Source organism: Kribbella pratensis (genome assembly GCF_004365355.1).
Classification (GTDB): Bacteria; Actinomycetota; Actinomycetes; order Propionibacteriales; family Kribbellaceae; genus Kribbella.
On record NZ_SODP01000002.1, the window covers coordinates 1,270,808 to 1,297,510 of the forward strand.

Genomic DNA, 26,703 nt, shown 5'->3' on the forward strand with positions numbered 1-26,703 from the left:
CTGCACTTGTTGGTTCCGACCACCCGAGAGTCGAGCCGGGGAAGGTTGATGTCGTACTTGCTCGGCTGAGGTCGCACCCCGCTCCCTCCTTCACGATCAAGTTCCGTCGCTCAAATGTTCCCGCACGGGCAGTCGACCTGGACCTTGCGGGGACCGCATTACAACACAAACGCGCAGGTCAGCGGCCAGCAACGACTGGTCAAGCCCGGAATCATAAGCTTCGAGAAATCGACCTTGAGGATTTTGGCCGCGACAGTCTTCAAAATGCCTTCGAGCTGCGGCGCAACCTGTGCCGCAATGGCCTTGTTGACCTCAAACAGGTGAGGTCGGACAGCCGTCCTGATCGCATTTGAAGCTGCGCAGGCGGGGCGCCAATAGGCACATCACCCGGTGATTTCCCACTCACGCGCCCCATTCGTCGTGCCTTAGGGGAGATTCGTTGAGGCGCTCGCGTCGGATGCGCCAGTCTGGGAGGAATTGGTCCATGAGTTTGGTGAATTGGCCGCCATGGCTGCGTTCCAGGTAGTGAGTCATCTCGTGGACGGTGATGTATTCCAAGCAGTCGGGGTGTTTCTTGGCGAGCTCGACGTTGAACCAGATGTGCCCAGTCTCGCGGTTACAGGAGCCCCACTTGGTCTTCATACGCCGGATGCTCCACCGTGATACTGAGAGGTTGAGTGCTGGCTCCCATTTGGCGATGATCACAGGGATGGCCTGTCGTAGTTGCTCTCGGTACCACTTGTCGATCAGCTCGCGTCGGCGCTCGGCACTACTACCGGATGGCGTGTAGAGGAGCAGTCGATCTCCGTCGACTTCAAAGTGGGCTCGCCCAGGTCGCTCTACGACCTTGAGCCTGTGTCGGATGCCCCAGACGTAATGAGACTCACCGGTGACCATCTCACGTTCAGACTGCCGCTCAGCAGCTCTGAGCTGCTCGCGCTGTCGCTTGATCCAGGTCAACCGCTGGATGACGGCGAGCCGTACTTGATCATCGTCGAGACGCTCAGGAGCTGCGACTCGGACGCGACCCATCGGTGGATAGACACCGATATGCAGGTTTTTAATGTTCTTATAGATGACATCGACATCGATGCCCCTGATAGTCAGGTACGCACTAGCGGTACTCATGGCGCGCCTTCACTAGTTCAAGCAGCTCATCGAGACGGTCGAAGCCGACCGGGAGTTTGCTCTTGAGAGCGTTCCTTACTTTTCGCTCCTTGATCGGGTTGCCGACCCAGGAGTCTGGTTTGGTGTGCCGAACGACCCTGTCGACATCGATGGCAAGGTGTTGATCCGGGTATAGGAGATCGAACAACGCCCGCTTGGCGCCATCGTCGGCCCACTCGGGGTATGCGGTATCGGACTCTTGGATGCCGAGCTTCCTGGCGGCTTCGAGGAGCTGTGCAAGGTACGCCTGGTAGTCCAAGGCCCCCTCACGACGTTTCTGGATCAGGGAATCTAGCAGTTCAGACATCCTGTCGTAATACTTGGGGTTCATTGCGCGCTCGTCGACGATCAGCTTGCGCATGTTGTTGGTGATCGTTTCGGCGACGGCCTCGTGATCCTTCTTGATCCCCTCGGGCAGTTTGTCGATCGCGCCAGCACCTAGCTGCACGATGAGCTGGATCAGGCCGGTGTCTTCGAACTCGGACACGACCTCAGATGCGCTTGCGTTGATGTAGGTATCGAGCAGGAAGCGCATGCCAGCTTCATACTGCTTGAAGTCGACATCTTCACCTGCACCGAGCTTCACCTCATCGCGCACCGCGGCGTAGTGGGCAATCTCCAACTTGATAGCGGTGCCCTCGGCTTCGGAGTAGCCGGCCTCGGTCATCTCATTGGCAAGGTTGGCGTACGCACGGGTAGCCGCTGCGACAGCCTTGTAAAGCTCGACGCGTTTCGGCTCGTTGGCCTTGAGCTGTTCGGCGTTGCCTTGGTCTTTGGCGCAGAAGTACTGCTGATACTGCAGGGTGTTCTTGGGAGGCGCAACAGGCTCGCAGATGGCCCGGACACGTTCGAGTGCCTCGTCGAGATCTTCGCGAGCCTTCTCCACGCGGTCCGACAGGAGGCCTTCGATGTCCTTCTTTTCGTAGCCATCGAGCGCACCAGACGTGTAGTCGGTGATGGCGACCTCGAGAGAGTTGAACAGATCCTGGTAGTCGACGATGTAGCCGTAGTCCTTGTCGTCACCGTCGAGCCGGTTGACTCGGCAGATCGCCTGGAACAGACCGTGGTCACGCATCTTCTTGTCGATGTAGAGGTAGGTCGCGCTCGGTGCGTCGAAGCCGGTGAGGAGCTTGTCGACCACGATGAGCAGTCGCATCTGGCCGGGGTTCGTGACGAACCGCTCTTTGACCTCCTTCTCGAACTGCTCGACCTTCGTCATAGCCGCATCCTCAGACTCGCCGAAGTGGTCGGCCAGCATCTTGCGGTACGTGTCGTACTGGCGAATCTTCTCGGTCTTACCCTCGCCAGAGTCCTCTTTCGAGATGTCACCGACGTTGGGTTCGTAGCTGGTGACGATGGCGCACTTGCCCTTGAAGCCGGCGGCAACGAACAGCTCGTAGAACTTGCAGGCCTGGTAGATGCTCGCACCGACAAGCATGGCGTTGCCGCGTCCATCCATCAGGCGAGGCTTGGTCTCCATGTCGAGCAGGATGTCGTTGACGATCTGCTTGGCGCGCGGCTCCGAAGAGACGACCTTCTGCATCGTCCCCCACCGCTTCTTCAGCTCGGCCTTTGACAGATCGGTCATGCCCCTGGTCTTGACGTCGAACCACTTGTCGACCTGCTGAGGGGACGTCAGGTTCTGATCAATGTTGCGTGCCTCGTAGCGCAAGTCCAGCACGACGCCGTCCTCGACGGCTTCGTCAAACTTGTAGGTGTGGATGAAAGATCCGAACGTCTCGATGCTGGTGGCCTTGTCGGCCTTCAGCAGTGGAGTGCCTGTGAAGCCAATGAACATGGCTCCGGGTAGGAGCTCCTTCATCGCGGCGTGCATCTTGCCGGACTGGGTTCGGTGGGCCTCGTCCACGAAGATGAACAGGTTGCCTTTGGCCATGAAGTTCTTGGGGATCTTGGCGCTGAGATCCTTGATGAAGTTGCCGTCCGCCTCGTCGCGGGCAGCCTCATCGTCTGAGCCACGGAACTTGTGAACCAGGGAACAGATGAGCCATTCAGCCGACTTGTTCAGAGTGTCCAGAAGGTCAGCACCGCTGGACGTCCGGTAGATCTGCTCGTTGACGCCGTTGAAAACCTTCTCGATCTGGTCATCGAGCTCGGTGCGGTCGGTGATCAGCAGGACCCTCGCATCGTCCTGATGCTCCCTGATCCACTTGGCTAGCCAGACCATCGTCAGTGACTTGCCTGAGCCCTGGGTATGCCAGACGATGCCGCCCTCGCGCCTGGCGATCCGCGCCTGCGCCGCCTTCACGCCAAAGTACTGGTTGTGACGAGCCGTCTTCTTGGTGCCCGAGTCGAAGACCATGAAGTCGTGGACTAGCTCCAGCAAGCGATCCTTGCTGCACAGCTGTATCAGTCCTCGGTCGAGCGGATCCTCAATATCCGACGGCTCTCTCCACTCCAGCCAATATTTCTCTGGCGTGTCGATCACGGCGTAGCGCAAGCCCTCGACATCGTTGCCGGTCATAGTCAACTGGACGGTGCTGAAGAACGGTCGAATGAACTCTGGCCTCTGGTTGCCGATGGTCTGTCGGATGCCCTCAGACACGGCGACGAGCGAGCGTTTCAGCTCGATGGTGACAAGGGCGATGCCGTTGACGTAGAGCACGACGTCGGGCCGCTTGGTGTGCTGTCCCAACAGTGTGACTTCTTCGACCGCGACGAAGTGGTTCGCCTCTGGCGTGCTCCAGTCGATCAGCCAGACCGTCTCGTAGTGCTCACCCGCACCCGGCTTGACTTTGACCCCATAGCGCAACAGATCGTAGACCTCACGGTTGGCCTCGTACAGATCGTGTCCGCCACCCAACGCGGCCGCCTTCTTTAGCTGCTCGATCGCTTTGTTGAGCAGGCTATCGTTGTAGCCACGCGCACGCAGGTTCTGCGTCAGCAGATCGATTTCGACGTTGGAGCTGCCGTCGCGGTGCCCCCAGTTACCCAAGTACTCGTAGCCGAGTCGTTCACTAAACAGCCGGACCACCCGGTCCTGTGCCTTGCGCTCGATTTGGCCGACGTCGGTCATGATGCGACCTCCACTGGCAGACGTGACCGACCTGTTAAAAGTTCCTGCATGACACCACTAGCAAGTTCATGGGTTTTCACCGAACAGGCCTCTAGAGCAATAAGCACTGCCTCGGCGTCGTCGAGTGCGGCAGCGATTGCGACCTGCTCCTCAATAGGTGGCAGATTGATGTGGAAGTTCTTGAATGTAGGCAGACGCAACGAGTCAACCGTCGCTTTGACACTGTTCTCCATTGCATGAGCTCCGAAGAATTGCCTCATGTAATGGTAGATGAATCGACCGTGCACTCCCGTCCGGAAGTCGCTAATCTTATAGACCCGCTGATGCACCTCAAACTTCCCATTAACGTAGTGGAAGATCGAGCCGATGCCTCCTTCCCCTGGGATCAGGATCGCCTCGCAGTCGTAGGAGTACGAGTCAATCCGTTCGACCGTCGCCGATCGCACAAAGAATGGGTACCTGCCACTAGTGATCTTGTCTTGGTTGTTCTTCGAGCCGGTCTTTATGCGCGCAAGGTCCCCAAGACTGTGGCTATACCAGGCCCCATCGAACCCATGAAGTCTGGCGCTGCCCGATAGAAGTTGTTGTGACAGGGCAGATCTGACGAACCTTTTCTTAACAGCCAAAGCGCCTAGATCGGTGATCTCCTTCTCCACACGAAGAATTGCCTCGGCGACAGCCCTCTGCTCCGTAATGTCGATTGGGAGCGCAATAGGGACATGCGCTATATCGCCCATGTTGATCTTCTTAGGGATAGCCCAAAGCAGGGATCGATCCTCGACCGCCTTAATGAATTGCCGCGACTTCGTATAGGCGTAAAGGTACCTGCCATCGACCTTTTTGCCAGGACGCAAGAGCGCGAGACTCACGTAGATGCTTGCATCGACATCCCAGTCAAGATATTTCGTGTCGGCGAGTGAGCCAATACGCGTCATCAGGATGTCTCCGCACTGGGGACGGCAGCGGCGGATTAGTCGCTCGTGCTCATCTCGGCTGATGCGTTTTACATTCACAAAGTCGTCATTGGTAACACTCTCGACGCTATAGAATGGGACGCCCTGTGTGACGTAGGTGGGTGTATGGTGTGTTCCATCAGTGATTACGTCGCAGAGCTCTCCAAGCGTGCTCATGCGCCACCCCGGAGGAATTTGATCAATATTAGCTGGCGCGGTCATCGAGTGCGCACCCCTAGCTTGTCAAGCAGGCTATCCACGCGAACTCCTGTTTCTCGCAACGTCGCCTCCAACTCCTCGACAGTTGCGGAGTATCGACTACCAAGCTCTTGAATACGTGCAACAAGTGCGAGAGTAAGGCCGTTGACCTCGGCGCCAACCCGGCCGGCAAATGTGGCATGCCATTTGTCGTCGAGGACCAGAGTCCTAACGTCCGACTCCATCAGATCGCCGTACTTCTTTAATGCCGCCAAGTCAATCGCAGCCTGAGCTTGCTTAACGGCCTTCTTCGCCGACTGCTCAACCTCGTAGAGCTTAACTAGGTGTTCGAGGGCTTCCACTTCATCCGGGTCAGAGCCCTCTCGCTTAGCGACTCGAAGTCGAGATGTGACGAGTGCCTTGCTGATCTTTTCCTCATCCATCGCCCCGACGAGTAGACCGTCCTCAACAGCGTGCTCCTCGACATACTCTTCAACGGCGCCGCTTGCGTCTATGGCGGCCGTGCTAAGTTGGTCAAGTTTGTTCTGCTCGGCGGCAAAATAGCGCTTCACGATCAGATCAGGTGGGATAAGGTCCATCTTGTATTTTTGAGAATTTCTGCCGGTCCCGACAACCAAGTCCGGTGTCTCAGAGAGCTTGCGATCCTTGTCTTCGATCGTAAGCCGAGGTTTGGCCGCGCCTAGCCAGCCTTCGTTCATGATAAGAAAGACGTCGTCGTGCATGATTGCGTGCCAGTAGGTCATAAGCTGCTCATAAACGTCGTACTCGTCGAGCAGTGGCACCGGCTTGAACCTGGCCAGCAGGTCATCGCTGATGCTGGCGATGAGTTCGTTCGGCTGCGTATCCGCGTCGATGCTCGCGAGCTGATCGCGGTGGGCGTCGAACCACTCGGTGGTCAGGCCGCGAACCTCGGCGGCGAACTTCTGAAACTCGGGCGAGTCGAGGATGGACTGCTGTACCTCGCTAACGTCCAGCGTCAAGTCGCTGTAGTCCGGCCGATTCACCTTGAACAATTGGCCCCGCAGCTGAGGGAAGGCCTCCCAGTAGCCACTGAGCGCGTCCAGATCGCGGTCGGGGATACCGCCGTGCAAGTGGGCGTGCAGGTCCTGGATGTCCTCGGGTTCGGAGGAGTCGATGTAGCGGGGAATGTTCAGGTTGTAGTCGTTCTTCGGGTCCGCGACCTCCGCCAGGGGCACCATGCGTGAGTAGCGATCGATCTCGGTCTGCTTGTTGAAGACGTCAACGATCTTGTGGATGTCTTGGCTGCGGAGGCGGTTCTTGTTGCCATCCTTCATGAGGCCCTTGGAGGCGTCGATCATGAAGACGCCGGTCCGAGCCTGGGCGTTCTCTTTGTCGAGCACGACGATGCAGGCCGGTATACCGGTGCCGTAGAAGAGGTTGGCAGGCAGTCCGATGATGCCTTTGATGAAGCCTTGCTTGAGCAGGCGCTGCCGGATGGTGGCCTCGGCATTCCCCCTGAACAGTACGCCATGGGGAAGGATGACGGCTGCTTTACCTGTACTCTTGAGTGACTTGAGGATGTGCAGCAGGAAGGCGTAGTCGCCGTTCTTCTCGGGAGGCCGGCCGTACTCGAAGCGTCCGAACTCGTTTTCTAGACCGTTGCTCCATGACTTGACCGAGAAGGGAGGATTGGCGACGGCGAAGTCGAATGTGCGTAGTTCGCTGCCCTTGGTGAACTGGGGGCTGGTGATCGTGTCGCCCTTCTCGATCTCAGCATCCTCGCTGCCGTGCAGGATCATGTTCATCTTCGACAAGGCCCAGGTGGCGTTGTCCTTCTCCTGGCCGTAGATCGTGATGCCTCGAGGGGCTTCGGCGGCGACTTTGAGTAGCAGCGAACCCGATCCACACGTCGGGTCGTAGACCGTCTGGTCCTGACGAGTGGTCTTGTTGATACCGACAACCTTGGCGAGGATCCGGGACACCTCGGCTGGGGTGTAGAACTGGCCCTTGCTCTTGCCCGACTCGGTGGCAAAGTGCCGCATCAGGTACTCGTAGGCATCGCCAAGCAAGTCGTCACCCTCGGCGCGAGAACCGCGGAAGTCGAGGTCGTTGAAGATCGTGACGAGCTTCGAGAGCCGATCCTGCATCTCCTTACCCTTGCCGAGCTTCTCCTCATCGTTGAAGTCGGCCAGGTCGATGACGTTGCGGAGTCCGTTCGCCTCGGCGAGCTTTGCGATGATTTTGTTGAGGCGATCTCCGATTTCCTTGTCGCCCTTAGCAGCGAGCATGTCCTCAAACGAGCCACCATTAGGAACATCGATCAGGCTGTCGGAATCGGCCTTAGCTTTATCGGAGACGTACTTTACGAACAGCAGCGTCAGGATGTAATCCTTGTACTGGCTAGCATCCATTCCGCCGCGCAGCTCGTCGCAACTTTTCCACAGCGAACTGTAGAGGTCCGATTTCTTGAGCGCCACCGCCTACCTTCCTGTCGTATTTTTCCTATTCATATGTAAGCCATAGCGATTTTACCATTAGCTATGCCGAAGGGCCTAATATGCGCGCCCGCGTTTAGCCATTTGCGCCTACACTTCGACCGACTCAGGTTCTACTGAGCATAGTTCCGTGATCCGTCGTACGCCACGTTCGACATTCGGCGTCAGTCGCGATCTTTAGAACCTCGCGCGGTCCTTCGCGGCAGTCCAAGTGGAGACAGTGAACGACGCTGCGGTCGCCGCCGACGTCTGCGGACACGCCGAGATATCAGATGGGGTGAGGATGGCAAGCTTGAAGTCCTCCGTCGTGCTCCAAGCCATGCCCTCCGATCTTTGCGCCGCTGGCATCAATCGCAGCGACGAGTATCGACGCGGAATCGGGGGCGGTAGGGCCACCAACACACAGGCGAGATGCCGCCGGCGCGTCGGCCGCGCGTCAAGCCTGAGGTCCCCAGCCCCACCGAGCAGAGTCTTCGTGCGTCCCGCGCGGAAATCGGTAGTTGGTAAACGCTTGAATCCCGTTGGGCCTGTCGAAACACTGCGGTTGTGCGCCACAGCGGCGTGACATGCAACGGGAGGAGACAGGGTGGCGCAGAGCGACGAGCAGCAGATCGAACTGTCGGAGGCGCTCAACGAGTACGTCGCTGCAAGCGATGCACTTAATGCAGTGCATGGCGGTGGCGCCGAGCTGGCAGACCGGATCAGCGAGCTCAAGGTGCCGGCGGACTATAAGGAGATGGTTGAGACGTTCCGTCGGGCCGCGAACCGGTACGCCGACGCGCTGGACGCGGTCGGCTCGGGCGCGCCGGTAGGCCTCAGAGAGGAGGTCGAGCAGGCGTAGCTGCCAGCACAAGAAACTACGGACCGAAGGCCTCCGGTTGCAGGTGAGGCCTGCAGGCGGGGCTGCGCCACTTCAGTCGGATGCGCTCGGCCCAGGCCGAAGGCCGAGCGGGTGCGGTTGCTTCGCGGGCAGCGCGCTGACGATTACTACCGCAGAGCAGTCCAGGGGCGGCGTCCCCGCTGGTGTGAATGGAGCTGTCAATGAAACGGTGGCCGGTCCAGGCATCGAAGACAACCTAGACAGCGGATTGGCACTCTGGCCACGCTCAGGCACCCCAGCCTTTGGCGAACCTCAGACTTTGATCCGTGGCTCGACGTTTCGTCAGCGAGCGATCCGCCACGTTAGACACGGCGGCCACGGCACCTCCCTGAGCGCCGACCTCCTAGCCCTCCTGGCCTGGTCCACGCAGCCCTATCAGCTCCGCCCTCGCCGCCGCGACCAAAGCCTCTGGCCAGCAAAGAAACTCCAGCCGGAGTCGGTGCTGCAGGTATCCCGGGGATTTCGTGCTCGAATACGAACGGTGCGCACCCCGGCACGCCGAGCTCATACCGCTGCTCGCAATCGCCGCTAAGATTGATAGTCCGTCCTCAGGAGGTTCCGGTATGTCGAGGAGGTGGCCAGATGGCCTACTCTTCGGTCGACACACCGCACCTGCGGAGGATCTCAGAGTTGCAGGCATGTAATTCTGATCAGAGGTCAGTCGTCGATCGTGGGGGATCGCCATGCCAAGGAAGAACACCCGGACCGCTTTCGAGAAGCTGGGCACCCGAATTGAGGAAGGCCGCCCGGTCACGTCGGTTCCGATCCCCGAGCCACGCTCGAAGGTCCGAGCTGTTCAAGAACCCTACCCGATCGGCGCCCGGCGGGGCGGACAGAAGCGGGACTAGGTGTGATGTCCAGGCAGGTTGTTCCTGGACATGGACGGTGAGTCGGTCTGACAGGTGAAGGCCTCCGGTTGTGAAGTGGAGCTGTCTAGGAACCGCTTCACTCACCAGGAGGCCTTCGTGTCCCACGTTAACGCGACCCTGACTCCACGGACCCGGTTGCGGCTGGCGCGTCTGGTCGTCGAGGAGGGCTGGACGTGTGCTGCCGCGGCGAAGATGTTCATGGTTGCGCCCCGCACGGCGCGCAAGTGGGCTGAGCGGTACCGGCTCGAAGGCCCGCCCGGGATGGCCGATCGCAGCTCAAGGCCGCGCCGGAGCCCGGCAAAACGTCGCCTGCGCTGGTACGACGGATCGTGCGTTTGCGGTGGCGGTTTTGGCTCGGCCCCGTGCAGATCGCCGGCCGGATCGGTCTACCGGCCTCGACCGTGCACGCCGTACTCGTCCGCTGCCGGGCCTGGCACGACGCCTGCACCCAACTCGGCATCACACCCAAAAGACCCGGCCCTACCGGCCGCAAACCAACGGCAAGATCGAGAGATTCCACCGCACTCTGGCCGACGGCTGGGCCTACGCCCGCTTCTACACCTCAGAAACCCAACGCCGAACAGCCCCGCCCGGCTGGCTCCACTTCTACAATCACCACCGACCCCACAGCGCCATCGGCGGCCAACCACCCATCACCCGACTAACCAACGTCCCTGGACATCACAACTAGGCGCCGCTCGGCTTGAATGGCGAGGTAATGATCGCTGTCACGACATCGCTGACGGCTTCGGCGATCGCCGCCAGCTCGCCAACCTCGTCCGCCCACGAAATGAGTGACCGAGGCAACTTGTGCTCGTCGACGTTCGCGGTGGTGTTGAGGGTGGCGACACCGACTGTGACCCGATCGAGCATGTCGCTGACGCTTCCGCTGACCGAGACGCCGACGCCGGCACCGTAGATCGTGAGCGGGGTCGCAAGTATGCCTTTCCACAGCGACGATTTGTCGGTCGGCTTCACACCGCCGACCTCGGTGCGTCCGCGGTAGAGGCACTTGGCAGCGATGAGATCACTGCGGCCGTTCACCTCGACCTGATGATCGAAGGACCAAGCATCGTGGGGCGTACCTACTGATGTGCCCATCAATCGAATCGTGTATGGCGCAGGTTGACCTTGCTTGCCCCGGACGCGGAGCCACAAGCCCAGCCCAAGATGTTCCTCGTCGAGACCAGGGATTGCCTTACCCTGTCTCGCGAGTCTGGCCCGCAACTCCTTGAGCGCCGGCATCGGACCATCGGGCGCCGACAGCGCGTCGCGCAGTCGGCGGCTCAGGACGTCGGCAGCCTCACCGAGTGGAACTTCATCGCGGGGTCCGCACCCGACCTGTTTGTAGACATCCGCGAGGGCCTTGTGCAGCCTGGTTCCGTATCGGATCGGCTTCGTTCCCTTCGGCGGTCTCCGGCTGTAGAGGCTGGGCTCGGCCGACGCCAGACCCATGTCGTTGGCCAATTGGATCAACTGCGAGAACGACTTCAGAAAGACGGGTCGCAACCGAAGATTCGTGTCGAGGTATGAAGCCTTCTCCAGTTCGTACCTGCATACGTCGTGGAACTGCCGGGCGACGGCAGTTGCGTCCTGAGACTGGCCGTCCTCGTCATCCAGGTGTATGTCGGGGACCACCGTCAGCACGAAATGTTCGCGGGCTACCGAACTCGACCCTTCGTGGGCCAGGTCCCACAGCGGTCCAACTAGATTGGGATCGGTCAAGCTCAATCCAACGAAAATCACGGTCGATACCCGCAGCCGCTCCGAGATGATGCTCCGCACCCTCGGACCCTCGCGCAGAAACTCCGACTCGGTCAGGATCACTGGCTCCAGATGCCTATCGTTGTTTCGTTGCACCATGCCGTGCAGGTGAGTGACCCTGAACGTGAGTTCGTCGCAGCCGAGACTCACCTCGCCGGACGTCGCGTCGTTCAATCCGAGGCTGACCGCCCGAACGGCCGTCTTCGATTGGTCGCCATGCCGGACCCGCGCGTTCGCTTCCAGTGCCGCTTCGAAAATCCGGTCAAAGTTCGTCGTCAGCACTGTGAAGCGCTCAGGTTTTGTCCCGACGAAACGAGCCAGCGCGTTCGCAAGCGCACCCGGTTGAGGATCGACCGCATCGGGGTACAAGCCGTCGCGAACGATCTCGAGCGTCGACCGATTCGACTTCCAGGTAGCCAGACGTTGGATGTACTCCGCCTTCCGGGCAGGATCGGTCGACGTGTCCGCGGTCGCGAGACGTCGCATCTCGTCGTCGCGTATCTGCTCGAGCATGAACTTGAGCAGGCCGGTCCAGTTCGGCAGGCCCGAATCGATGGAAACACCGGCACCGAGCACCAGCGTTATCTGTTTGGTCTCGTCACGAACGATCCGCAGCAATCGCTTCAGATAGGGCTGATTCTCGGTGGACAGCGCGTGTCCCGAAGCCAGTTCGTCAGCGGAGACCAATCCCGGTACCGGCGCTTCCGGCGCGGTGGTCCTCGTCCGTCTACGCATCCGCTGTCGACCTCACCGCGTTTCGAGAAGATTTGACTAGCAGAGTAGTCGTGTTGTTCCGGCCCAGCCAGAGTTGCGCGCCCGAATGACCATTGCGGCCTCGGCGGTTCGACGGAGTACGACCTGATCGCATTGTCCGAGTGCAGCACGCGTCCCGAGCAATCGGTTGACTGATTGCAGCTGCTTTGGGTACTGGCGCGGCGCTAGCCTGCAGATGCCGACGGTATCCGGCAGGGTACAGCGCTGAGCCGGCCTGGGTCGGAGCTCGTGGTGCGGCTTGTGGTGCGAAGTGCTGGCAACTCATGCGGGATGTATTGCCGGGGTGCGAATTTAATGATGGCAAAGTTGCTGGTAGAGGCCGGATGTGGCGGTGTCGTTCCTTCTCGTAATGAGAAGGTCGACAGTTCGAGTCAACGCCCCTCCACCCGTGGCAGGGTCCTAGCGATTGGCCATCTCAGCCTGCCATCCGGTGATCGCCACCCGCGCCGGAGTTGAGTCCCCGATTGCGGTCTTCAGGCAGGCTGGCGAGCTGCTCGACTGTCCAAACCATTGCCCGACCAAGGCGGCCGGGAGGACACTAACGTGCATGACAGGCAGGGAGGTACCAGGGACGCCGAAAAGCGGCCTCCGTACCTATCGCTGCAAGGTGTGCGGTAGAACAGACGAGCTGCGGAGGCCGGAGATGTGTCACGGCCGCCATATGTCCGAGGTCAAGGATGGGCGACCGGATCGTTGATCTGCTTGTCTATCCCTGTCAGAACTGTTGCGTACCCCTCCGCGGTCATCACGGCGCCGCGGTAGCACGCCCATGACAACACGAGCATCGCTGCGGTGATCAGCACGAGGCTACTCACCTCAACCTCCGATCTGAGGATCGCGAGATTGACCGCTGACAGCGCCGACGTGATCAAACAAAGACTGGCATACATGTCAAGGCGACTTCGGTACTGGTCATGCTCAGCGAGCGTAGCTGAGTCGATCGAGCTCAGGTTTCGAATTACGAAGCCTCGGAGGTCAGCGCCTGCCTGACCTGCGCCGAGTCGATCTTCCATCGACCGGAGGACGAGACCAAGTCGAGTCGGCATCATGCGGTCGTCGTCCGGAAACCTCTGAACGGCGTCGTCGACGGCCGTTATCCGATGAAAGAGTCTCGCGGGAGCGACCTCCATCCATGCCTGTGCCTTGATGTAGTCCGCAGCGCGCCGCCGGGTGTCCGCATCGATCGCTGCGTCGTCTATCGCGCGGATCTTTCGCTCGATGGCGGTTGCCAGAAGAGGCTCGTTGATGAAGGTCTGGTGAATGTGCGGCAAGCACTTCTCCAGGGCCCGAGCGTCGAGCTTCCCTCCCAACCGGATCAGTCTCCCCTTACGCATCTGATGTCTTTGAATCCCCACCGCTGCGAGTCCAGCTCCAAGCCACGATGTACCCCAATAGCCCTCTAACAGACGGATCGCGACGAATTCGAATGGCTGAGTGAGGATGGTCGCCAGCACCAATGTGAAGACGACCGCCAGGATGACGCCGATCGGTTTCGTGTCAAGCGTGCTCATGATTGCCCGCCATCGTTCGCTTGGCAAACCGCTGGTCTAGGTGTAGCCGATGGCGAGCGCCAGATCTCCCACCAGAAAGGCGGCCGGCAACCAGGCTGTCACGCTGAGTTGATTTAGGATCCGGCCAGCGACAGCAGAAAAGTTCGATGCAGGGATGGGCGCGGCGGGCATCGCCTTTGGCGCCTCGACTACAACAACGCGTGGCGATCGGCGCGCTGACCGACCGACCGACGCTGCCATCCTTCAAGTGTTGCCAAAGACCGTGCTCAAGCCTTAACAACACGCTGTTGGATGTGCGGCGGGATCGCCCGCCGCCGTGCCTCGGCGCCGTGGATGCGCCGCATATGCGGCGGCGAATAGCCCGCGACGGCAGATGCCGAGGCACGGAGGGGACATCTGTTGAGCGGCGTCGGAGTAAGTGGAAAGCGTGATCAGTGACGGCAGCTGCTGAGCCTGAAGGCGCGGGTCATGAGTCGTTGATGTGGGAGTGTCGCCGATCTCGCCAATAGCACTGCCAAGATCACCCAGATCTTGGCAGGTTGAGACTGCATGCGGGAGCTGCGGCTGGTCTCTGCAAGTGGGTGCAGCATTACTCGTCTGTGTAGCCGCCGGGTACATCGCAGTCGACGGCGATCCAGAACGACTCCGAGCCTGTCAGGTGGCCGCCCCGCGGTGTGCCGACGGGCACCCGGCTCCGACGCAGGTGCCGCCGTCAACGGCCAGCGCGAGCTCGACCCAACCTCCAGAGGCCAAACGCGCGGTGCCGTTCTCACCAGAATTCGAGGTCGGCGAACTCCTGGTCCAGGGCGGTTGCGGCGGAGGGGTTGTGGATTCGGCGGCCCATGTAGACGTCTCGGGTTATGGAAACTTGGGCTTGGCCTAGGTGGTCGGCTATTTGGCGGGCGGATTGGCCTCGGCGGTCCAGGGCGGTGGCGGTGGTCTTGCGGAAGGTGTGGGAGCGGATCCAGGTGAGGACGTCTGAGAGCGAGGGTTCGGCTGCTTGGTCGACTTGGGCGCTGAGGGTGGGGGATGCGTCGAGGTTTATGCGGTAGGTCTTCACGAGGGCGGCTACGAGTTCTCGGCCGAGCTTGATGCGGCCGCTCTCGATGAGCTCGAGTCTGGTCTTTGGCCAGCCGAGTTTCGTGACGACCTCTTTGCGGGTGAGGCCGGCTTGGAGGCGGATGGATCGGAGAGTCCTGCCTAGGTCGCAGCGAGCACTGCTGGCTACGGGAGACAGTGCACGGCGGAGGGCTCGGCGGACGTTGGATGGGTCGCGGAAGCCTCCTCGGGAGTCGGCGAAGATGGGGCGTCGAGGTGGATGCCGGCTGTGTGGCGTCGGCGGAGCATGGTGACGGCCCAGTCTCTGAGGGGTAGGGCGCGTTCGCCGGCCTTGGACTTCGGGGCCTCGCGGATCAAGCCTTGGCCTGGGACGCGAACCATGGTGTGAGTGATCTCGACTGCGCCGGACTCGAGGTTGACCTGTGACCAAAGAACGGCGAGCGACTCGCCGATCCGGACTCCGGTCCCGAGCATGAAGAGCACTAGGTCCGGCAGGTCGGCATGCACGGCGGCTTCGTCGGTGGTCAGGAGTTGCCGGAGGCCGGCGATCTCCTCGTTGGTCAGGGCGCGGGGCGGGTTCTTCGGGCGGGACTCGACCGCCTCGACTTCGCGGACCGGGTTGACGGTCAGGGCGCCATACCGGACGGCGAGTTGCATCATCCCGGGGATCACCGCACGGCAAGTCTTCGCGGTGGGGCGGCCGGCGTTGCGCTTGATGGTTCCGATCACCCTGTCGATGCGTTGCGTGGTTGCCTCACCGATCAGGAGTTCACTGAGTGCCGGCCGTACGTAGTTCTTGATGGCCGTGCGGTACGTCGTCAGCGTCGTCGGAGATCGACGGCCGTCTTCGATGCGTTCCTCGAACTTCTCGATCCAGAGGTCGATGAGGTCGTTGATCCTATCCGCCGGGCTTAGCTCGCCGGACTGTGTGATCTTTGCGCGGCCTCACAACTTCGTGAGGAGGCGGTACTCGGCTGCGGTCTTGGTCTTGGCGGACGCGGTACCTCACGGGTGCGCCCGTCGTGGTCACGGAGTAGGCGGCGGCGCGCCAGGCAACGACTTTGCCTTTGCCATCCTTCCTCTCGGCTCGGGATCGGATGCTGCCCCACGTTCCGATCGGAAGGTGCGGTCTGCTCATCTCCGCCCTCCAGCGTCCAACCGCACGTGGCAGCTCAACGGCTGGGCGGGCCGGAGATCGGACGAAACGAGAGCAATGCGACAGGATGCGAAACGTCGCTCAACAACGAGTGGGACTGCCTGCGCCGAAGCTGCAAAGTGGAGATGGTGGCTTGCGGTGCATCAGAGGAATCGCGCTGGCTCACCAGGTTCGCTACAGGTGTGACTCGTCACTGAGATTCAACCGTCGCGGCCCCACAGCAGTTGATCGAGGACGAGCAGGCTGACGCCAAGCTCGGCCGCCGCTGCCCGCGCCACAACCAGGATGGAATGTTCATCGCCCGGCACGTCGAACCCCAGCTTGCGGAGTGCACCGGCGACCCGTAGATCCGGCTTCAAGGCGTCGGATCCACATCGCATGCGCATGTATGCGAACAGTGCCGGACCGATCCCCGACACCCCGCCAACGATCGGGTCCAACTTCGGAGCGTGCTCGAGACCCTGAACCCCGTCGGCCCATGCTCGACAACCTTCGTCCTCCGAAATCGCTTGGTCACGGCAAAAGGCGAGGAGGTTAGCCGCCACCGTCTGAAGCGTTACCGGCTCGGTCCGCTGCAGCCCGAACTGCTCGGCCTGCACCTGGCTCTGCGCCAGCCTCGCCAAGGAGGGGTCACCTGCAGCGGCCCACTTCTCGACGCGCGGCAAGACGACTTTGTGATACTTCCGCTGCCGGGAGACCACCACATCGAAAACCATCGCCCCGCGGCGTCCGCGATACACCTCGCCGTACTCTTCAGCGGCACTATGGGGCCCGTCCCCGCGCGAAACGGCGAGGTCCCGAAGGCGCTCGACGGCTTGCGACCATTGTTGCCGCTTCCGCATGACCGCCAAGACACCTGCAGTGGTAGACGCGGTGCGATCTGTCGACTCGTGGTTCAAAATGAGGCACCTTTGCCGCTAAGTGGCACGCGCCAAGTGTCTACAGGACGCGACTGACTGTAGCTCGCATCTTCAGCCATTCCGGGTTTAATACACATCGCCTTCGTTGGGGAGGTGGCATTCGTGATCGTCACGCGGTTCTCGACGACCCAGCCCAGAGTGGTTGAGGTTCCTGCCCGTCGGTGTGATGGTCGTGAACTGGAGCGAGTCAGCAAGTCGTGCGACAGTGAAGTCGTGAGCCGTCTCGTCGAAGACATCCGCCTTGCACGCAGGCGTGGCGACTTACCCGAGCGCTTTCGGCCGGCTGATGTGCGTCGCACTTGCCCAGGGTGGGCCGATCGCACATATGGTGTCTTCCTGCCCAAGCACCGCCGAGGCAATCCGGTGGGCTACACGGAGTACTTCGTTCGTCATCCCGATGGCTCCTACAGCCTCATCGAGTAACGGCGAAGTAGTGGGCGGATAAGTCCATTCCTTGCCACCGCATTACAAGTTGCCTGCTCAGTACCGCCAAGTCGGTCACTTAGCCGGTGCGGATGTCGGAAGTCCGCACTAACCTTTCCTTCGCACGAAGAGGAGACATGAATGGCGAAGTACTCGGTAACGCAGTCAGCGGTCACGCAGTTGCTGGCTGCCGTCAAGAGCGACCACATCGCCATCCCCGAGCTCCAGCGCCCGTTCGTCTGGGACAGCATCAAAGTCCGCGACCTCATGGACTCGCTCTACAAGGGCTACCCCGTGGGCTATCTCATCACGTGGCAGTCGGTCGGCGCCAAGCTCAAGGGTGGCCAGGTCGCAGCCCACCAGCAGATCCTCATCGACGGGCAACAACGGATCACTGCCCTCCGCGCCGCCGTCGCCGGGCTCAAGGTGATCAATAAGAAGTACAAGGCCGTTCGGATCACGATCGCGTTCAACCCGATCACCGAGGAGTTCGCGACCCTAACCCCGGTCATCGGCAAGAACCCGCAGTGGATCTCCGATATCAGCGAGTACTTTAACGCCGACTCGCCGTTGTCCTTCGCGCGCGAGTACCTCGAGCGCAACCCCGACGTCGACGCCAAGACGTTCGAGACGAACCTGGCCCGGCTCGAAGGCATCAAGAACGCCCAGATCGGCATCATCGGGCTCGCCGACGACCTCGACGTCGAAACCGTCTCCGAGATCTTTATCCGGATCAACTCCAAGGGCGTCCCCCTCAGCAGTGCCGACTTCGCCATGAGCAAGATCGCGACCTACGGCGATCGCGGCCGAAACCTGCGCAAGCTCATCGACTACTTCTGCCACCTCGCTGTCGCACCCCACGCCTACGCCGATATCAACGAGAACGACCACGAATTCGCGGGCACTCCATACCTCAAGGCCATCAGTTGGCTGAAGGACGAGGCCGAGGACCTCTACGACCCCGAGTACAGCGACATCATTCGAGTCACCGGCCTCGTCGGCTTCAGCCGCGGCAAGGCGTCAAGCATCGTGAGCGAGCTGTCAGGGCGCGATCCGGAGACCCGGAGGGTCGACGAGGAGCGGATCCCTGTCGCGTACGACAAGCTCGAACGCGCGTTGCTGCAGATCGTGAACAACTACCACTTCGACAACTTCTTGATGCTCATCAAGTCCGCAGGCTTCATCACGCCGGGCATGGTGAACTCGAAGAACGCCCTCAACTTCGCCTACGCCCTCTACCTGCGCCTGCGCGAGGACAAGGGCATGAGTGAAGGCGAGCGGAAGCGGATCGTGAAGCGCTGGTTCGTGATGTCGATGCTCACCGGCCGCCACTCCGGCAGCTTCGAGTCGACCTGGGAGCAAGACATTCGCCGGATCGGCGAACAGGGACCCGCGAACTACCTCAAGCAGGTTGAGGAGTCCGAACTGTCGGATGCCTTTTGGGCAGTCGCTCTCCCTGCTGCTCTCGAGACGACGAGCACGGTCAGTCCGTTCTTCCAGACGTTCCTGGCCGCACAGGTGGCGAACAATTCTCGCGGATTTCTGTCAAAGGGCATCACCGTCGCGGCCATGCAACAACAGTCGGGCGACATTCACCACATCGTGCCCAAGGACTACCTGCAGAAGAACGGCTACCCGGACCGCGGCGACTACAACCAGGTTGCGAACTTCGCGCTCACGGAGACGGCGATCAACATCAGCATCAGCAACAAGCCGCCGATGCAGTACATGGCCGAGATCGCCACCCAGACCGAGTCCGCGCAGCTAGTCCTCGGAGAGATCACAGATCCTGATGACTTGGCTGCGAACCTCGCCGAGAACGCCGTCCCAGCCAAGCTGGCCGAGGTCAAAGCCGGGAGTTACAAAGAGTTCTTGGTCGAGCGTCGGAAGCTGATGGCGGCGACCATCCACAACTACTACCAGGCCCTGTGACGACGGCGGGCGACCCTCTGTTCTCGCGGTGGGGCGGCTGGTCCGGCTCGGCGTTGACGGTGGCTTCTACGCGCATTTGATCGACGAGACCTCGGGGATGCTGCGAGGAAGCACGGGGCACCACGGGCATCGAGGAAACTGGGTCCTCACCTGGAGGTTTGGCGGATCGTCCTCTCGGAATCGGACCGACGACGTTCTCCTCTCACCACGGGATCGGATGTTGCCCCACGTTCCGATCGGAAGGTGCGGTCTGCTCATCTCTGCCCTCCACCGCGCAGCTGCACGTGGTAGCTCAACGGCTGGGCGGGCTGGAGATCGGAGGAACGAGAGCAGTGCGACAGGATGCGAAACGTCGCTCAACAACGCGCAGCCAGCCGCCTGCGACCACTCTGAGTATTGGGAGAGTTAACGCAGACCCGACGGTCCCGGCCGAGGCGCCGATCTGCGCCTGACCTGGGGAAAGCGGTAGGCCTGTTTGGCTTCGGGTGATCGTTGACGTGGTGGCTTCGGTTGTTGGTTGACACTTCTGGTTTGAGGTTAGTCCTGGTTTCGGGGGATGGACGCGTGCTTCTTTCGCACGTCGCCGTGGGTGGTGCGGGGGACGGTTTTGAGGAGTTGGCGGCCGTCCCAGATGTGGAGGAGCTGGGTGGTGACGTGGACGTCGACGTTGTGGCCAGCGGCTGCTTTGCCGAGGCAGATCTGTTGCCAGGACACGGAGATGACGCCGTTGGATCCGGCGCGGCGGGCGATCCAGTCGTCACCGGTGCGGTCCTCGAGCACGCCGGTGAGTGTCGTGGGCATGCGGAGGGGTTCGATGCGGCGCTGGAAGCGTTCGGCGGGCGGGATCATGCCGATGCCTTGGTGGGGTCGGTGGGTGTTGTAGCCGCACACCCAGGCGTCGAGTTCGGCCTGCGCGGTGGCGAGGTCAGGGAAGATCCGGTCGGTGCGGAACTCCGCGCGCAGGGTGCGGTGGAACCGTTCCACCTTGCCGGTCGTGGTGGGTGAGCGAGGCTCGGTAAGCCGGTGGATGATGCCGTTCTCGCGGCACACTCGGTCGAACAGCACCTCCACGGGCGGGTGGTTGAACCGCCCGGTGAACACCTTCCCGTTATCGGTCAGGATCTCCTCCGGCACGCCGTAGGTGCGCATCGCTGCCGCGAGCCCGTCACAGACCCTGGGCGCAGTCTCACGGACCATCAGATACGCGCAGACGCAGAACCGGGAGTGGTCGTCGACCCCGGTCAGCGCCTTCGCGCGACGCCCGTCGGCCAGCTCGAACCCGCCGACCACGTCCATCTGCCACAGTTCCATCGGCTCAGCCCGTTCCCACCGGCGCCAATGCTCGCCGCGGCGCCGCCGCGCTCGCGGGTCGAGCAGCCCGGCCCGCACCAGCGCCCGGTAGATCCCCGACCGCGACGGCACCAACTCCTCGGCGAGCGTCTGATCGTGCTGCAAGTCGTACAGGATCCGGCGCGGGCCCCAGCCTGGATGCACCCGGCGCAGCTCCAAGATTCTGGCCTCGACGACCCCGCCGAGCTGATGCGCGCACGACGCCGGCCGGCGCGACCGCGGCGCCAACCCGGCCAGGCCCTCGTCTTCGTAACGCCGCAGCCAGGCATGCACCGACTGACGCGACACGCCCCACTGCTCGGCCACCTCGCTCACCGACCGTCCATCGGACAGCACCGCGAGTACCGCCTGGTACTTCTGCTCCTGCACGCTCAACTCCTGCAACATGAGTCGAGTGTCAAGAAACAACCGAAGCCACCGTCAACCATCTACCGGAGCCACGTAAGCAAGAGCCCGAGCCAACCTGTCAAGGATGACCCGGACTCATACAAAGAAACTGGTAGGCCCCGTGGGACTCGAACCCACAACCCGCGGATTGGGTATCCACGTTGTGCAGTGGTCCGCATCGCTGATCGAGTATTGCGTCTGACCTGGGAAGTCTTACTCAGAGCACCTGCCGTCGGTTCTCATCGCTTGGCGCTAGTTCGCGTCCAAAATGGTGGGCAATTTGGTGGGCGGCAACCTGCGTTCGCACGATGCGGCGGCTTGCCGACTTCCCTCCCCGACAGCCCTTCAGTGACACGTAGGTGTCAACTTGTGATCGAACAGCCGTTCTATAGTTCTCCGCATGGGGAGCAATCGTCGATACCCTCGGGAGTCGCCTCCGAACCTCGTGATGCGGCACTGCTGGGTGCTGCGTACGGCTCGGGAGCGCGGGCCGTGGCCCGGCCTGATTCTGGAGTGGCGACAGACCAACTCTGGCGGCTGGGCGGCCTGCGTGGTCTATGTTCCAGATCATCGGGAGGGGCGTTCCGTCGAGGATTGGTTTGCCGACTACCACCTGCGGCCGATCGATGTATGGCCAAGCGATGCCACGCAACAGGCCGCGCGCAGGGGCAGCGAGCGCTAGTCGCTGCTCTGGTGAATGGGGATGATGGCGGCATGTCATCAACGGACGCTTCGGGTCAGGGCAAGCTTCCCGAGATCCTCCGCGCATCGGCGAAGAAGCTGCAGGGTGCATTCGAGGAGACCGCCCACATCAGGCATCGTGGCGCTCGCGGAGCGTCACGTGAGGATCCAATTCGCATCTTTCTAAGCGAACGGATGCCACGGACTGTTTCCGTACTGGGCAGCAGCGAAGTCGTATCTGTTGACGGACGTACGTCAGGACAGTGTGACATTCTGATCTCTGATCCGGTAACGCCGCCGTTTCTTGTGAGCGACAGTCACCAAGTTGTGCCAGTGGAATGCGTTTTTGGGGTGATCGAAGTCAAATCGAGGCTCACGAAAAAGGAAGTCCTCAATGCATGCGATCAGATTGCGCGCGTGAAGGATCTCCCCAAGACGGCCTATTATGCAGATACCGGCTTACGCGGGCCTGCTCATGCGGACGCTGGCGCCGGTAAGCAGACCGCCGGATACGTCTTCGCGTATACGTCGACGATTTCCATGGGTACGTTGGCCCGCCATGTTGTTGAATGGTGCGAGAGGCATGATCCCAATCTGTGGCCCGATGGAATTTACGTACTCGATAAGGGATCGCTGCTTTGGAGCCGTCGAGATTTGCCCTTCAATCTCATTGGCTCTCCCGTGCCGGGCACGGAGTTGGTGTTCCTGAAGCCCAATTCGCCTGGCGATGTGATACTCACCGCAGTGTTTCAACTTTATATCCGCTTTGTAAATTCCTGGATGCCTCCGATCGATATTGCGCCGTATATGAGCACCTCATTGCTTGGCGTTCGTCATTTCAACCGCTCGCCCGCGCCGGAGTGGCCCAACGAATCGGATGCCTCCGGGACGTCTTGACAGTTACGTGTCAAGCGCACGGGCAGACCTCCCGCATCGCCCCGATAGCTGCCGCCCTTAGGTGCGGTGCGGTGCGGGTCAAGGGTCGAGCTTGCGAGTGGAGCGGAGCGACTTGCCCTTGACGCGTGCCGTGCCGCACCGATCCCTTCCATGATTGCTGTCGGGGCGATGCGGGACCCACCGGCGAACTCGCGCGTGGGCCAGCAGGCGAAGGTGAGTGGCCGGCCTTTCGGCGAGTGATGCGCCGGCAGGGGTGTCGGATCGTTGATGGCGAGGTCTGCTGTCTTCGACCGGCACCCTTTGGCACGTGCGCGCCAAGCCAAGGGACGCGCCGGGAGCGCAGCGAAGCGGAGCGAAGCGGAGCGGGAGGCAGGCGTCCCGTCCTGCGGTGGCGGCGCGCTTTCGGGCCCTGGAAGGGCCCGTCTTGAAGACGTAGAGAAACTTGTCAGGTAGCAGCAGCTTGGCAGCCGATTGAGAACGGGTTTCGCTCGCGACGGAAAAGCAGACTTGGGATAGCATCAACGACCTGAGCCATCGGGGGGAACTGATGGTGGGGTCGAAAGGGTGCTACTCGTGACGTATTACACGGTGACAGAGGTTCGAGCTGAAGGCCGTAGAGCTGGGTCCGTGGTGTTCGGCGGGGCGCGAGAAGCGCTCCGCAAGTCGGCGAAGCTGGATAGCTATGACATCTTCCTCAGCCACAGCTTCCGGGACGCCGAAATAATCCTGGGTGTCAAGAAGATCCTCGAAAGATCCGGACGAACCGTTTACGTCGACTGGATAGAGGATGCGCAGCTGGATCGCAGTTCGGTGACTGCTGAGACTGCCGATCTACTCCGAAGGCGAATGAAGCAGTCGCTGTCCCTTGTCTACGCATACTCGGAATCGTCGACAACATCCAAGTGGATGCCTTGGGAGCTTGGGTATTTCGATGGCTACCGCAGTGGTCAGTCGATCGGAATCATGCCGTTGGTCAGTGGCCCAGGCGTGAAGCCAGCCGGACAGGAGTACCTCGGTCTCTATCCGCGCGTCGAGGAGCTGAAAAGTGAGAGCGGTCGACTGCTTCCATATGTGGTCCGCGGACCAGGTGATGGCACACAGTGGAAGTCCCTAGAAGATCTAGGCAGGGCAACCTCGTCCTTCAAGCGGCTCGCAAATGGACGATAGTTCGGTGATTAGGCGTCTTGCTAGGGCGCTACGCGAGTCAGAGAAAACTGGCCCTCCTCCTGAGGAGGACTTCAGCGAGGCCCGAGTCAAGCACCTTGAGTTCATCCAAGGCAGTATCATACGGATGTCGAAGAATTCGTTCCTCTTCAAAGGATGGGCAGTCTCAGTCGCGAGCGGTCTTGCAGCGTTTGCCGCGATCGGCGACAGACGTGCATTACTAGTGTTCGCGGTGACGTCGACGACGCTATTTTGGGCCATGGACGGCTACTATTTATGGCTTGAGCGCGGGTTCGTTGCCTTGCATAACAAGGTAGCCGAGGCGCCAGCGTCGCAACCCGTTGATTACGTAATGTCAGTAGATAAGACAAAAGCATTTCGTAAATGGCTTCGGACGATGCTGCGATGGCACTTGGTTCTGTTCTACGGCACAATAGTAGCGATCGATGTGATTGCGGCCATCTACTTTCGGAAGGTAACCAATGGCTAGGCGTACATTCTTTAGCTTCAAGTACGACGATGTTTCCCGTGCAATGGTGGTCAGGAACAGTTGGGTTACGCAGGATCGGTCGGCACGTGGTTTTGTCGACGCCGCCGAGTTTGAGAAGCTGAAGAGGATCGGCGACTCTGCGATTAAGCGTTGGATTGATGAACAGATGGATGGAACCTCGGTTACGGTCGTATTAGTCGGCGCACATACGAATCAGAGCCGCTGGGTTAAATATGAAATTGAACGCAGCGAGTACCTTGGGCACGGCCTGCTAGGGATCGATGTTTCAAAGATTAAAGACCTTAACGGTCTGACGACTGATTGTTGTGGCAGAATGCCTGCAGGCTACGACTTCTATCGATGGAACAGCGACAGTGGCTACGCTAATATGGCCGCGTGGATAGAGAAGGCAGCGGCGGCGGCAGGCAGGTGACTGCCAGGTCGCCAGGCGTTGATGATTGCTCTTTCTGCCGCATCGCGCATGGTGACGAGCACCCGGCTCAGGTTGTCGCGGAGGGCGAAGATTGGATCGCATTCTTTCCACTGCATCCGGCAACGATCGGCCACACGTTGGTAATACCGAGGGTTCATGTCAGCGATCTCTGGCAGGCGTCCCCAGAACTGGCTGGCAGCCTGACGGGACAGTGCGTGAGAGTTGGCCGCGCGATCGAATTGGCTTTATCACCGGATGGGATGAATCTCATTACCTCGAAAGGCGCCGCCGCAGAGCAGAGTATTTTCCATTTGCACCTTCACTTAGTGCCGCGATGGTCAGGTGACGGATTCGGCACAATTTGGCCGGATTCGTCTGCCGACGACGGCGTGGACCTGTCGAAGGTCGCGGCGAGCATCAGGGACGCATGGCGAACCGGATCGTCGTGATGCTCCGTGCGATTCGCTGCTGATAGAGAAGCGCGAGGCGCGCCACAGATCGAGACCCGAGAAGTCGTGAGTGAACTTGTCCCATGACAGGGTGTCGTCGCTAAGCAAGGTCGGAGACGGCAATAGCCAGGAGGTTCATGTCCTCGACAATGGAATCGGCGCCGGCCGCCGCAAGGTCGTCCGACTTTCCTGGCTTGTTGGCGTATCCGATGCTCCCGCAGCGGGCTGCTAGTGCGGCCTTGATGTCGCTGACTTGATCTCCGATCAGGACGGCCTGCGGCGGGCTGACTGCGAGGGCTCGGGCTGCTTGCTCGAGGAGGAATGGACTCGGCTTCATCCGGTCCACATGAAGTGGATCCCGGGCCTGGATGTGCTGGATTCGGGACGCGAGGTCAGCGTGATCGAGGTAAGTACGGACAGACGCCTCGCAGTTGTTGCTCACGATCGCTACGTGGCGATCTGAGGCACCACATGCACTAAGGAACGCGTCTGCACCTGGGGTTGCCGTAGCGCTCTCCACGGCCTTGATTTCAGCGGCTTGGAGGGCTTGCTCTACTCGTCGCCAGAGGTCGTCGCCGAAGGAGGCGGTCGCCGTCAGAACCTCATGCGGACCATTAGCCTCGGCGATGGGTCGAGGAAGGTGACCTAGCGCGTCTTGGATGAGCGCCTTTAGTTCTTGTGCGATCTGTGTCGCCGGGTAGCCCGCGAACACCGAGCATACGGGACCGTCGAAGTCCAGGAGCACGGCTTGGGTACGGCGGAAGACAGAGGCAGGGGATTCGCCGGTCACGGCGTGTGGGTCCGACTGATGGTGCCCCAGACGCTCTCGAACCAGATTCGAGCCTGGTCGACGTATTGCGAACCGGTAGCCCGGTCGTCATCGGTAACTGAGTGATGGAAAAGCACGGTGTCCTTACCTACGGCATCGAAGATGGGGACGTTCTTCCCATCGATACGGACGTCCCGTTCAACCACGGGATAGAAGCCGAAGAAGACCTCCTCCTCGTTGAGGAGGTACAGCTTGAACATCATCGGGAGGCTCATGACACGGCACTCGACGTTGGTCTTCTGAACCAAGCCGATCTTGCCGAGCTCCTCGATGGACTCAATGATTTGGCCGGCCGATCGGTGTGCGATCTGCTCGGCGCGTCCACGGACTGCGGGGTCGTCCCCTGGCTTGCGGCCAGCCCGAGATGGCACGGCCAACGGTTGTGACATGTCCGGGATCAGCAGCCGAACGCTGATCGACTCCGGAGTCAGTCGCCCGCGTCGGATCCGATCGACGGGCTCTTCTAGCGCCCCGAGCAGGGTCTCTCCTGTGAGACCTGCGAAGTCGATGGTCACTCTAGGGTGCTCGAATGCGCGCTCGATGGACGGGCGTAGCCCCACGGCCTGATCGGCACGATCGCGGACATACACCCCGCTGCCAGCACGAGAGACGATCAGCCCCTCGTCTCGCAGCAGGCGGAGCGCTTGCTGGATTGTCATCCGGGCAACCCCGAACTGGGTCGCGAGGTCGTTCTGCGATGGCAGCTTCTCGCCCGCGTTGTATCGATGGGTGAGGATCGCCGCACGCAGTGTGTTGGCTACCTGCTTATACGGCGGACGCGGGTCGTTCGGGTCAAGCTCCATACCCTCAGGTTAACGCCTGGCTAGGCAGCCTAGGGAAAACGCATCCAGGTTCTTGACCTGGCTAGGCAGCTTAGGTAGCTTAGGCCACATCAAATCTGACTAG

At 60.9% G+C, this 26,703-nt stretch carries 19 protein-coding genes and 1 pseudogene; 8 read left to right on the forward strand and 12 right to left on the reverse strand.

Annotation, left to right across the window (positions count from 1 at the left end; all coding sequences use genetic code 11):
- Positions 1 to 402: 402 nt before the first annotated feature.
- The 4 genes from EV653_RS22855 to EV653_RS22870 are packed head-to-tail and all read right to left on the reverse strand — an operon-like array spanning position 403 to position 7,811.
- Positions 403 to 1,128, reverse strand: a complete 726-nt coding sequence (locus EV653_RS22855; protein ID WP_134105747.1) for a M48 family metallopeptidase — start codon at positions 1,126 to 1,128, stop codon at positions 403 to 405.
- Positions 1,115 to 4,201, reverse strand: a complete 3,087-nt coding sequence (locus EV653_RS22860; RefSeq protein WP_134105748.1) for a type I restriction endonuclease subunit R — start codon at positions 4,199 to 4,201, stop codon at positions 1,115 to 1,117. The genes EV653_RS22855 and EV653_RS22860 overlap by 14 nt, the downstream gene beginning before the upstream one ends.
- Positions 4,198 to 5,331, reverse strand: a complete 1,134-nt coding sequence (locus EV653_RS22865) for a restriction endonuclease subunit S (protein WP_166679516.1) — start codon at positions 5,329 to 5,331, stop codon at positions 4,198 to 4,200. Before EV653_RS22865 ends, EV653_RS22860 begins: the two co-directional genes overlap by 4 nt.
- Positions 5,332 to 5,372: 41 nt before the next feature.
- Positions 5,373 to 7,811 (reverse strand): type I restriction-modification system subunit M, encoded by a 2,439-nt coding sequence (locus tag EV653_RS22870; RefSeq protein WP_134105750.1) that lies wholly within the window; start codon positions 7,809 to 7,811, stop codon positions 5,373 to 5,375.
- A gap of 604 nt (positions 7,812 to 8,415) precedes the next feature.
- Here EV653_RS22870 and EV653_RS22875 point away from each other — a divergent pair.
- Entirely contained in the window at positions 8,416 to 8,670 is a 255-nt protein-coding gene (locus EV653_RS22875; protein WP_134105751.1) for a hypothetical protein, read from the forward strand.
- A gap of 1,004 nt (positions 8,671 to 9,674) precedes the next feature.
- Positions 9,675 to 10,269: pseudogene (locus EV653_RS22880) on the forward strand (integrase core domain-containing protein).
- On the opposite strand, the gene EV653_RS22885 reads toward EV653_RS22880, so the two are convergent.
- The 5 genes from EV653_RS22885 to EV653_RS22910 all read right to left on the reverse strand — a co-directional run bounded on the left by EV653_RS22885 (position 10,266) and on the right by EV653_RS22910 (position 16,684).
- A complete protein-coding gene (locus EV653_RS22885) occupies positions 10,266 to 12,077 on the reverse strand; it encodes an SIR2 family protein (RefSeq protein ID WP_134105752.1) in 1,812 nt (603 codons plus the stop codon). The pseudogene EV653_RS22880 and the gene EV653_RS22885 sit on opposite strands and share 4 nt — an antisense overlap.
- A gap of 710 nt (positions 12,078 to 12,787) precedes the next feature.
- Complete coding sequence (locus tag EV653_RS22890) at positions 12,788 to 13,627, reverse strand: hypothetical protein (protein WP_134105753.1); 840 nt, start codon at positions 13,625 to 13,627, stop codon at positions 12,788 to 12,790.
- A gap of 769 nt (positions 13,628 to 14,396) precedes the next feature.
- Positions 14,397 to 14,930: a helix-turn-helix domain-containing protein gene (locus EV653_RS42745; protein WP_370358698.1), complete on the reverse strand. Its 534-nt coding sequence runs from the start codon at positions 14,928 to 14,930 to the stop codon at positions 14,397 to 14,399.
- Positions 14,852 to 15,415, reverse strand: a complete 564-nt coding sequence (locus tag EV653_RS42220; RefSeq protein ID WP_134105754.1) for a site-specific integrase — start codon at positions 15,413 to 15,415, stop codon at positions 14,852 to 14,854. The genes EV653_RS42745 and EV653_RS42220 overlap by 79 nt, the downstream gene beginning before the upstream one ends.
- A gap of 627 nt (positions 15,416 to 16,042) precedes the next feature.
- On the reverse strand, positions 16,043 to 16,684 hold the full coding sequence (locus tag EV653_RS22910) for a hypothetical protein (protein ID WP_134105755.1): 642 nt from the start codon (positions 16,682 to 16,684) through the stop codon (positions 16,043 to 16,045).
- 642 nt (positions 16,685 to 17,326) lie between these two features.
- On the opposite strand from EV653_RS22910, the gene EV653_RS22915 reads away from it, so the two are divergent.
- On the forward strand, positions 17,327 to 19,117 hold the full coding sequence (locus EV653_RS22915; protein ID WP_134105756.1) for a GmrSD restriction endonuclease domain-containing protein: 1,791 nt from the start codon (positions 17,327 to 17,329) through the stop codon (positions 19,115 to 19,117).
- A 537-nt stretch (positions 19,118 to 19,654) separates the two neighbouring features.
- Here EV653_RS22915 and EV653_RS22920 read toward each other — a convergent pair.
- Positions 19,655 to 20,851, reverse strand: a complete 1,197-nt coding sequence (locus tag EV653_RS22920) for an IS481 family transposase (protein ID WP_134106685.1) — start codon at positions 20,849 to 20,851, stop codon at positions 19,655 to 19,657.
- A 717-nt stretch (positions 20,852 to 21,568) separates the two neighbouring features.
- On the opposite strand from EV653_RS22920, the gene EV653_RS22925 reads away from it, so the two are divergent.
- From EV653_RS22925 to EV653_RS22945, 5 genes are all read left to right on the forward strand, one after another.
- Positions 21,569 to 22,432: a DUF6602 domain-containing protein gene (locus EV653_RS22925; RefSeq protein ID WP_134105757.1), complete on the forward strand. Its 864-nt coding sequence runs from the start codon at positions 21,569 to 21,571 to the stop codon at positions 22,430 to 22,432.
- A 573-nt stretch (positions 22,433 to 23,005) separates the two neighbouring features.
- A complete protein-coding gene (locus EV653_RS22930) occupies positions 23,006 to 23,599 on the forward strand; it encodes a toll/interleukin-1 receptor domain-containing protein (RefSeq protein ID WP_134105758.1) in 594 nt (197 codons plus the stop codon).
- A 124-nt stretch (positions 23,600 to 23,723) separates the two neighbouring features.
- On the forward strand, positions 23,724 to 24,086 hold the full coding sequence (locus EV653_RS22935) for a hypothetical protein (RefSeq protein ID WP_134105759.1): 363 nt from the start codon (positions 23,724 to 23,726) through the stop codon (positions 24,084 to 24,086).
- A complete protein-coding gene (locus EV653_RS22940; protein ID WP_134105760.1) occupies positions 24,079 to 24,519 on the forward strand; it encodes a TIR domain-containing protein in 441 nt (146 codons plus the stop codon). The genes EV653_RS22935 and EV653_RS22940 overlap by 8 nt, the downstream gene beginning before the upstream one ends.
- On the forward strand, positions 24,483 to 24,968 hold the full coding sequence (locus tag EV653_RS22945) for an HIT family protein (RefSeq protein ID WP_202871790.1): 486 nt from the start codon (positions 24,483 to 24,485) through the stop codon (positions 24,966 to 24,968). Before EV653_RS22940 ends, EV653_RS22945 begins: the two co-directional genes overlap by 37 nt.
- Before the next feature lie 100 nt (positions 24,969 to 25,068).
- Here the strand turns inward: EV653_RS22945 and EV653_RS22950 are convergent, their stop codons facing one another.
- A complete protein-coding gene (locus tag EV653_RS22950; protein WP_166679519.1) occupies positions 25,069 to 25,758 on the reverse strand; it encodes an HAD family hydrolase in 690 nt (229 codons plus the stop codon).
- Positions 25,755 to 26,600: a GntR family transcriptional regulator gene (locus EV653_RS22955; protein ID WP_134105762.1), complete on the reverse strand. Its 846-nt coding sequence runs from the start codon at positions 26,598 to 26,600 to the stop codon at positions 25,755 to 25,757. Before EV653_RS22955 ends, EV653_RS22950 begins: the two co-directional genes overlap by 4 nt.
- Positions 26,601 to 26,703: the final 103 nt, after the last annotated feature.

Excerpts from the sequence above, each read along its gene's own strand:
- EV653_RS22910 (WP_134105755.1), bottom strand. The coding sequence starts at position 16,684 with ATGCGGAAGCGGCAACAATGGTCGCAAGCCGTCGAGCGCCTTCGGGAC.
- EV653_RS22860 (WP_134105748.1), bottom strand. The coding sequence starts at position 4,201 with ATGACCGACGTCGGCCAAATCGAGCGCAAGGCACAGGACCGGGTGGTC.
- EV653_RS22955 (WP_134105762.1), bottom strand. The coding sequence starts at position 26,600 with ATGGAGCTTGACCCGAACGACCCGCGTCCGCCGTATAAGCAGGTAGCC.
- EV653_RS22940 (WP_134105760.1), top strand. The coding sequence starts at position 24,079 with ATGGCTAGGCGTACATTCTTTAGCTTCAAGTACGACGATGTTTCCCGT.
- EV653_RS22925 (WP_134105757.1), top strand. The coding sequence starts at position 21,569 with ATGTCATCAACGGACGCTTCGGGTCAGGGCAAGCTTCCCGAGATCCTC.
- EV653_RS22865 (WP_166679516.1), bottom strand. The coding sequence starts at position 5,331 with ATGAGCACGCTTGGAGAGCTCTGCGACGTAATCACTGATGGAACACAC.
- EV653_RS22935 (WP_134105759.1), top strand. The coding sequence starts at position 23,724 with ATGTCGAAGAATTCGTTCCTCTTCAAAGGATGGGCAGTCTCAGTCGCG.
- EV653_RS22885 (WP_134105752.1), bottom strand. The coding sequence starts at position 12,077 with ATGCGTAGACGGACGAGGACCACCGCGCCGGAAGCGCCGGTACCGGGA.
- EV653_RS22915 (WP_134105756.1), top strand. The coding sequence starts at position 17,327 with ATGGCGAAGTACTCGGTAACGCAGTCAGCGGTCACGCAGTTGCTGGCT.
- EV653_RS22855 (WP_134105747.1), bottom strand. The coding sequence starts at position 1,128 with ATGAGTACCGCTAGTGCGTACCTGACTATCAGGGGCATCGATGTCGAT.
- EV653_RS22890 (WP_134105753.1), bottom strand. The coding sequence starts at position 13,627 with ATGAGCACGCTTGACACGAAACCGATCGGCGTCATCCTGGCGGTCGTC.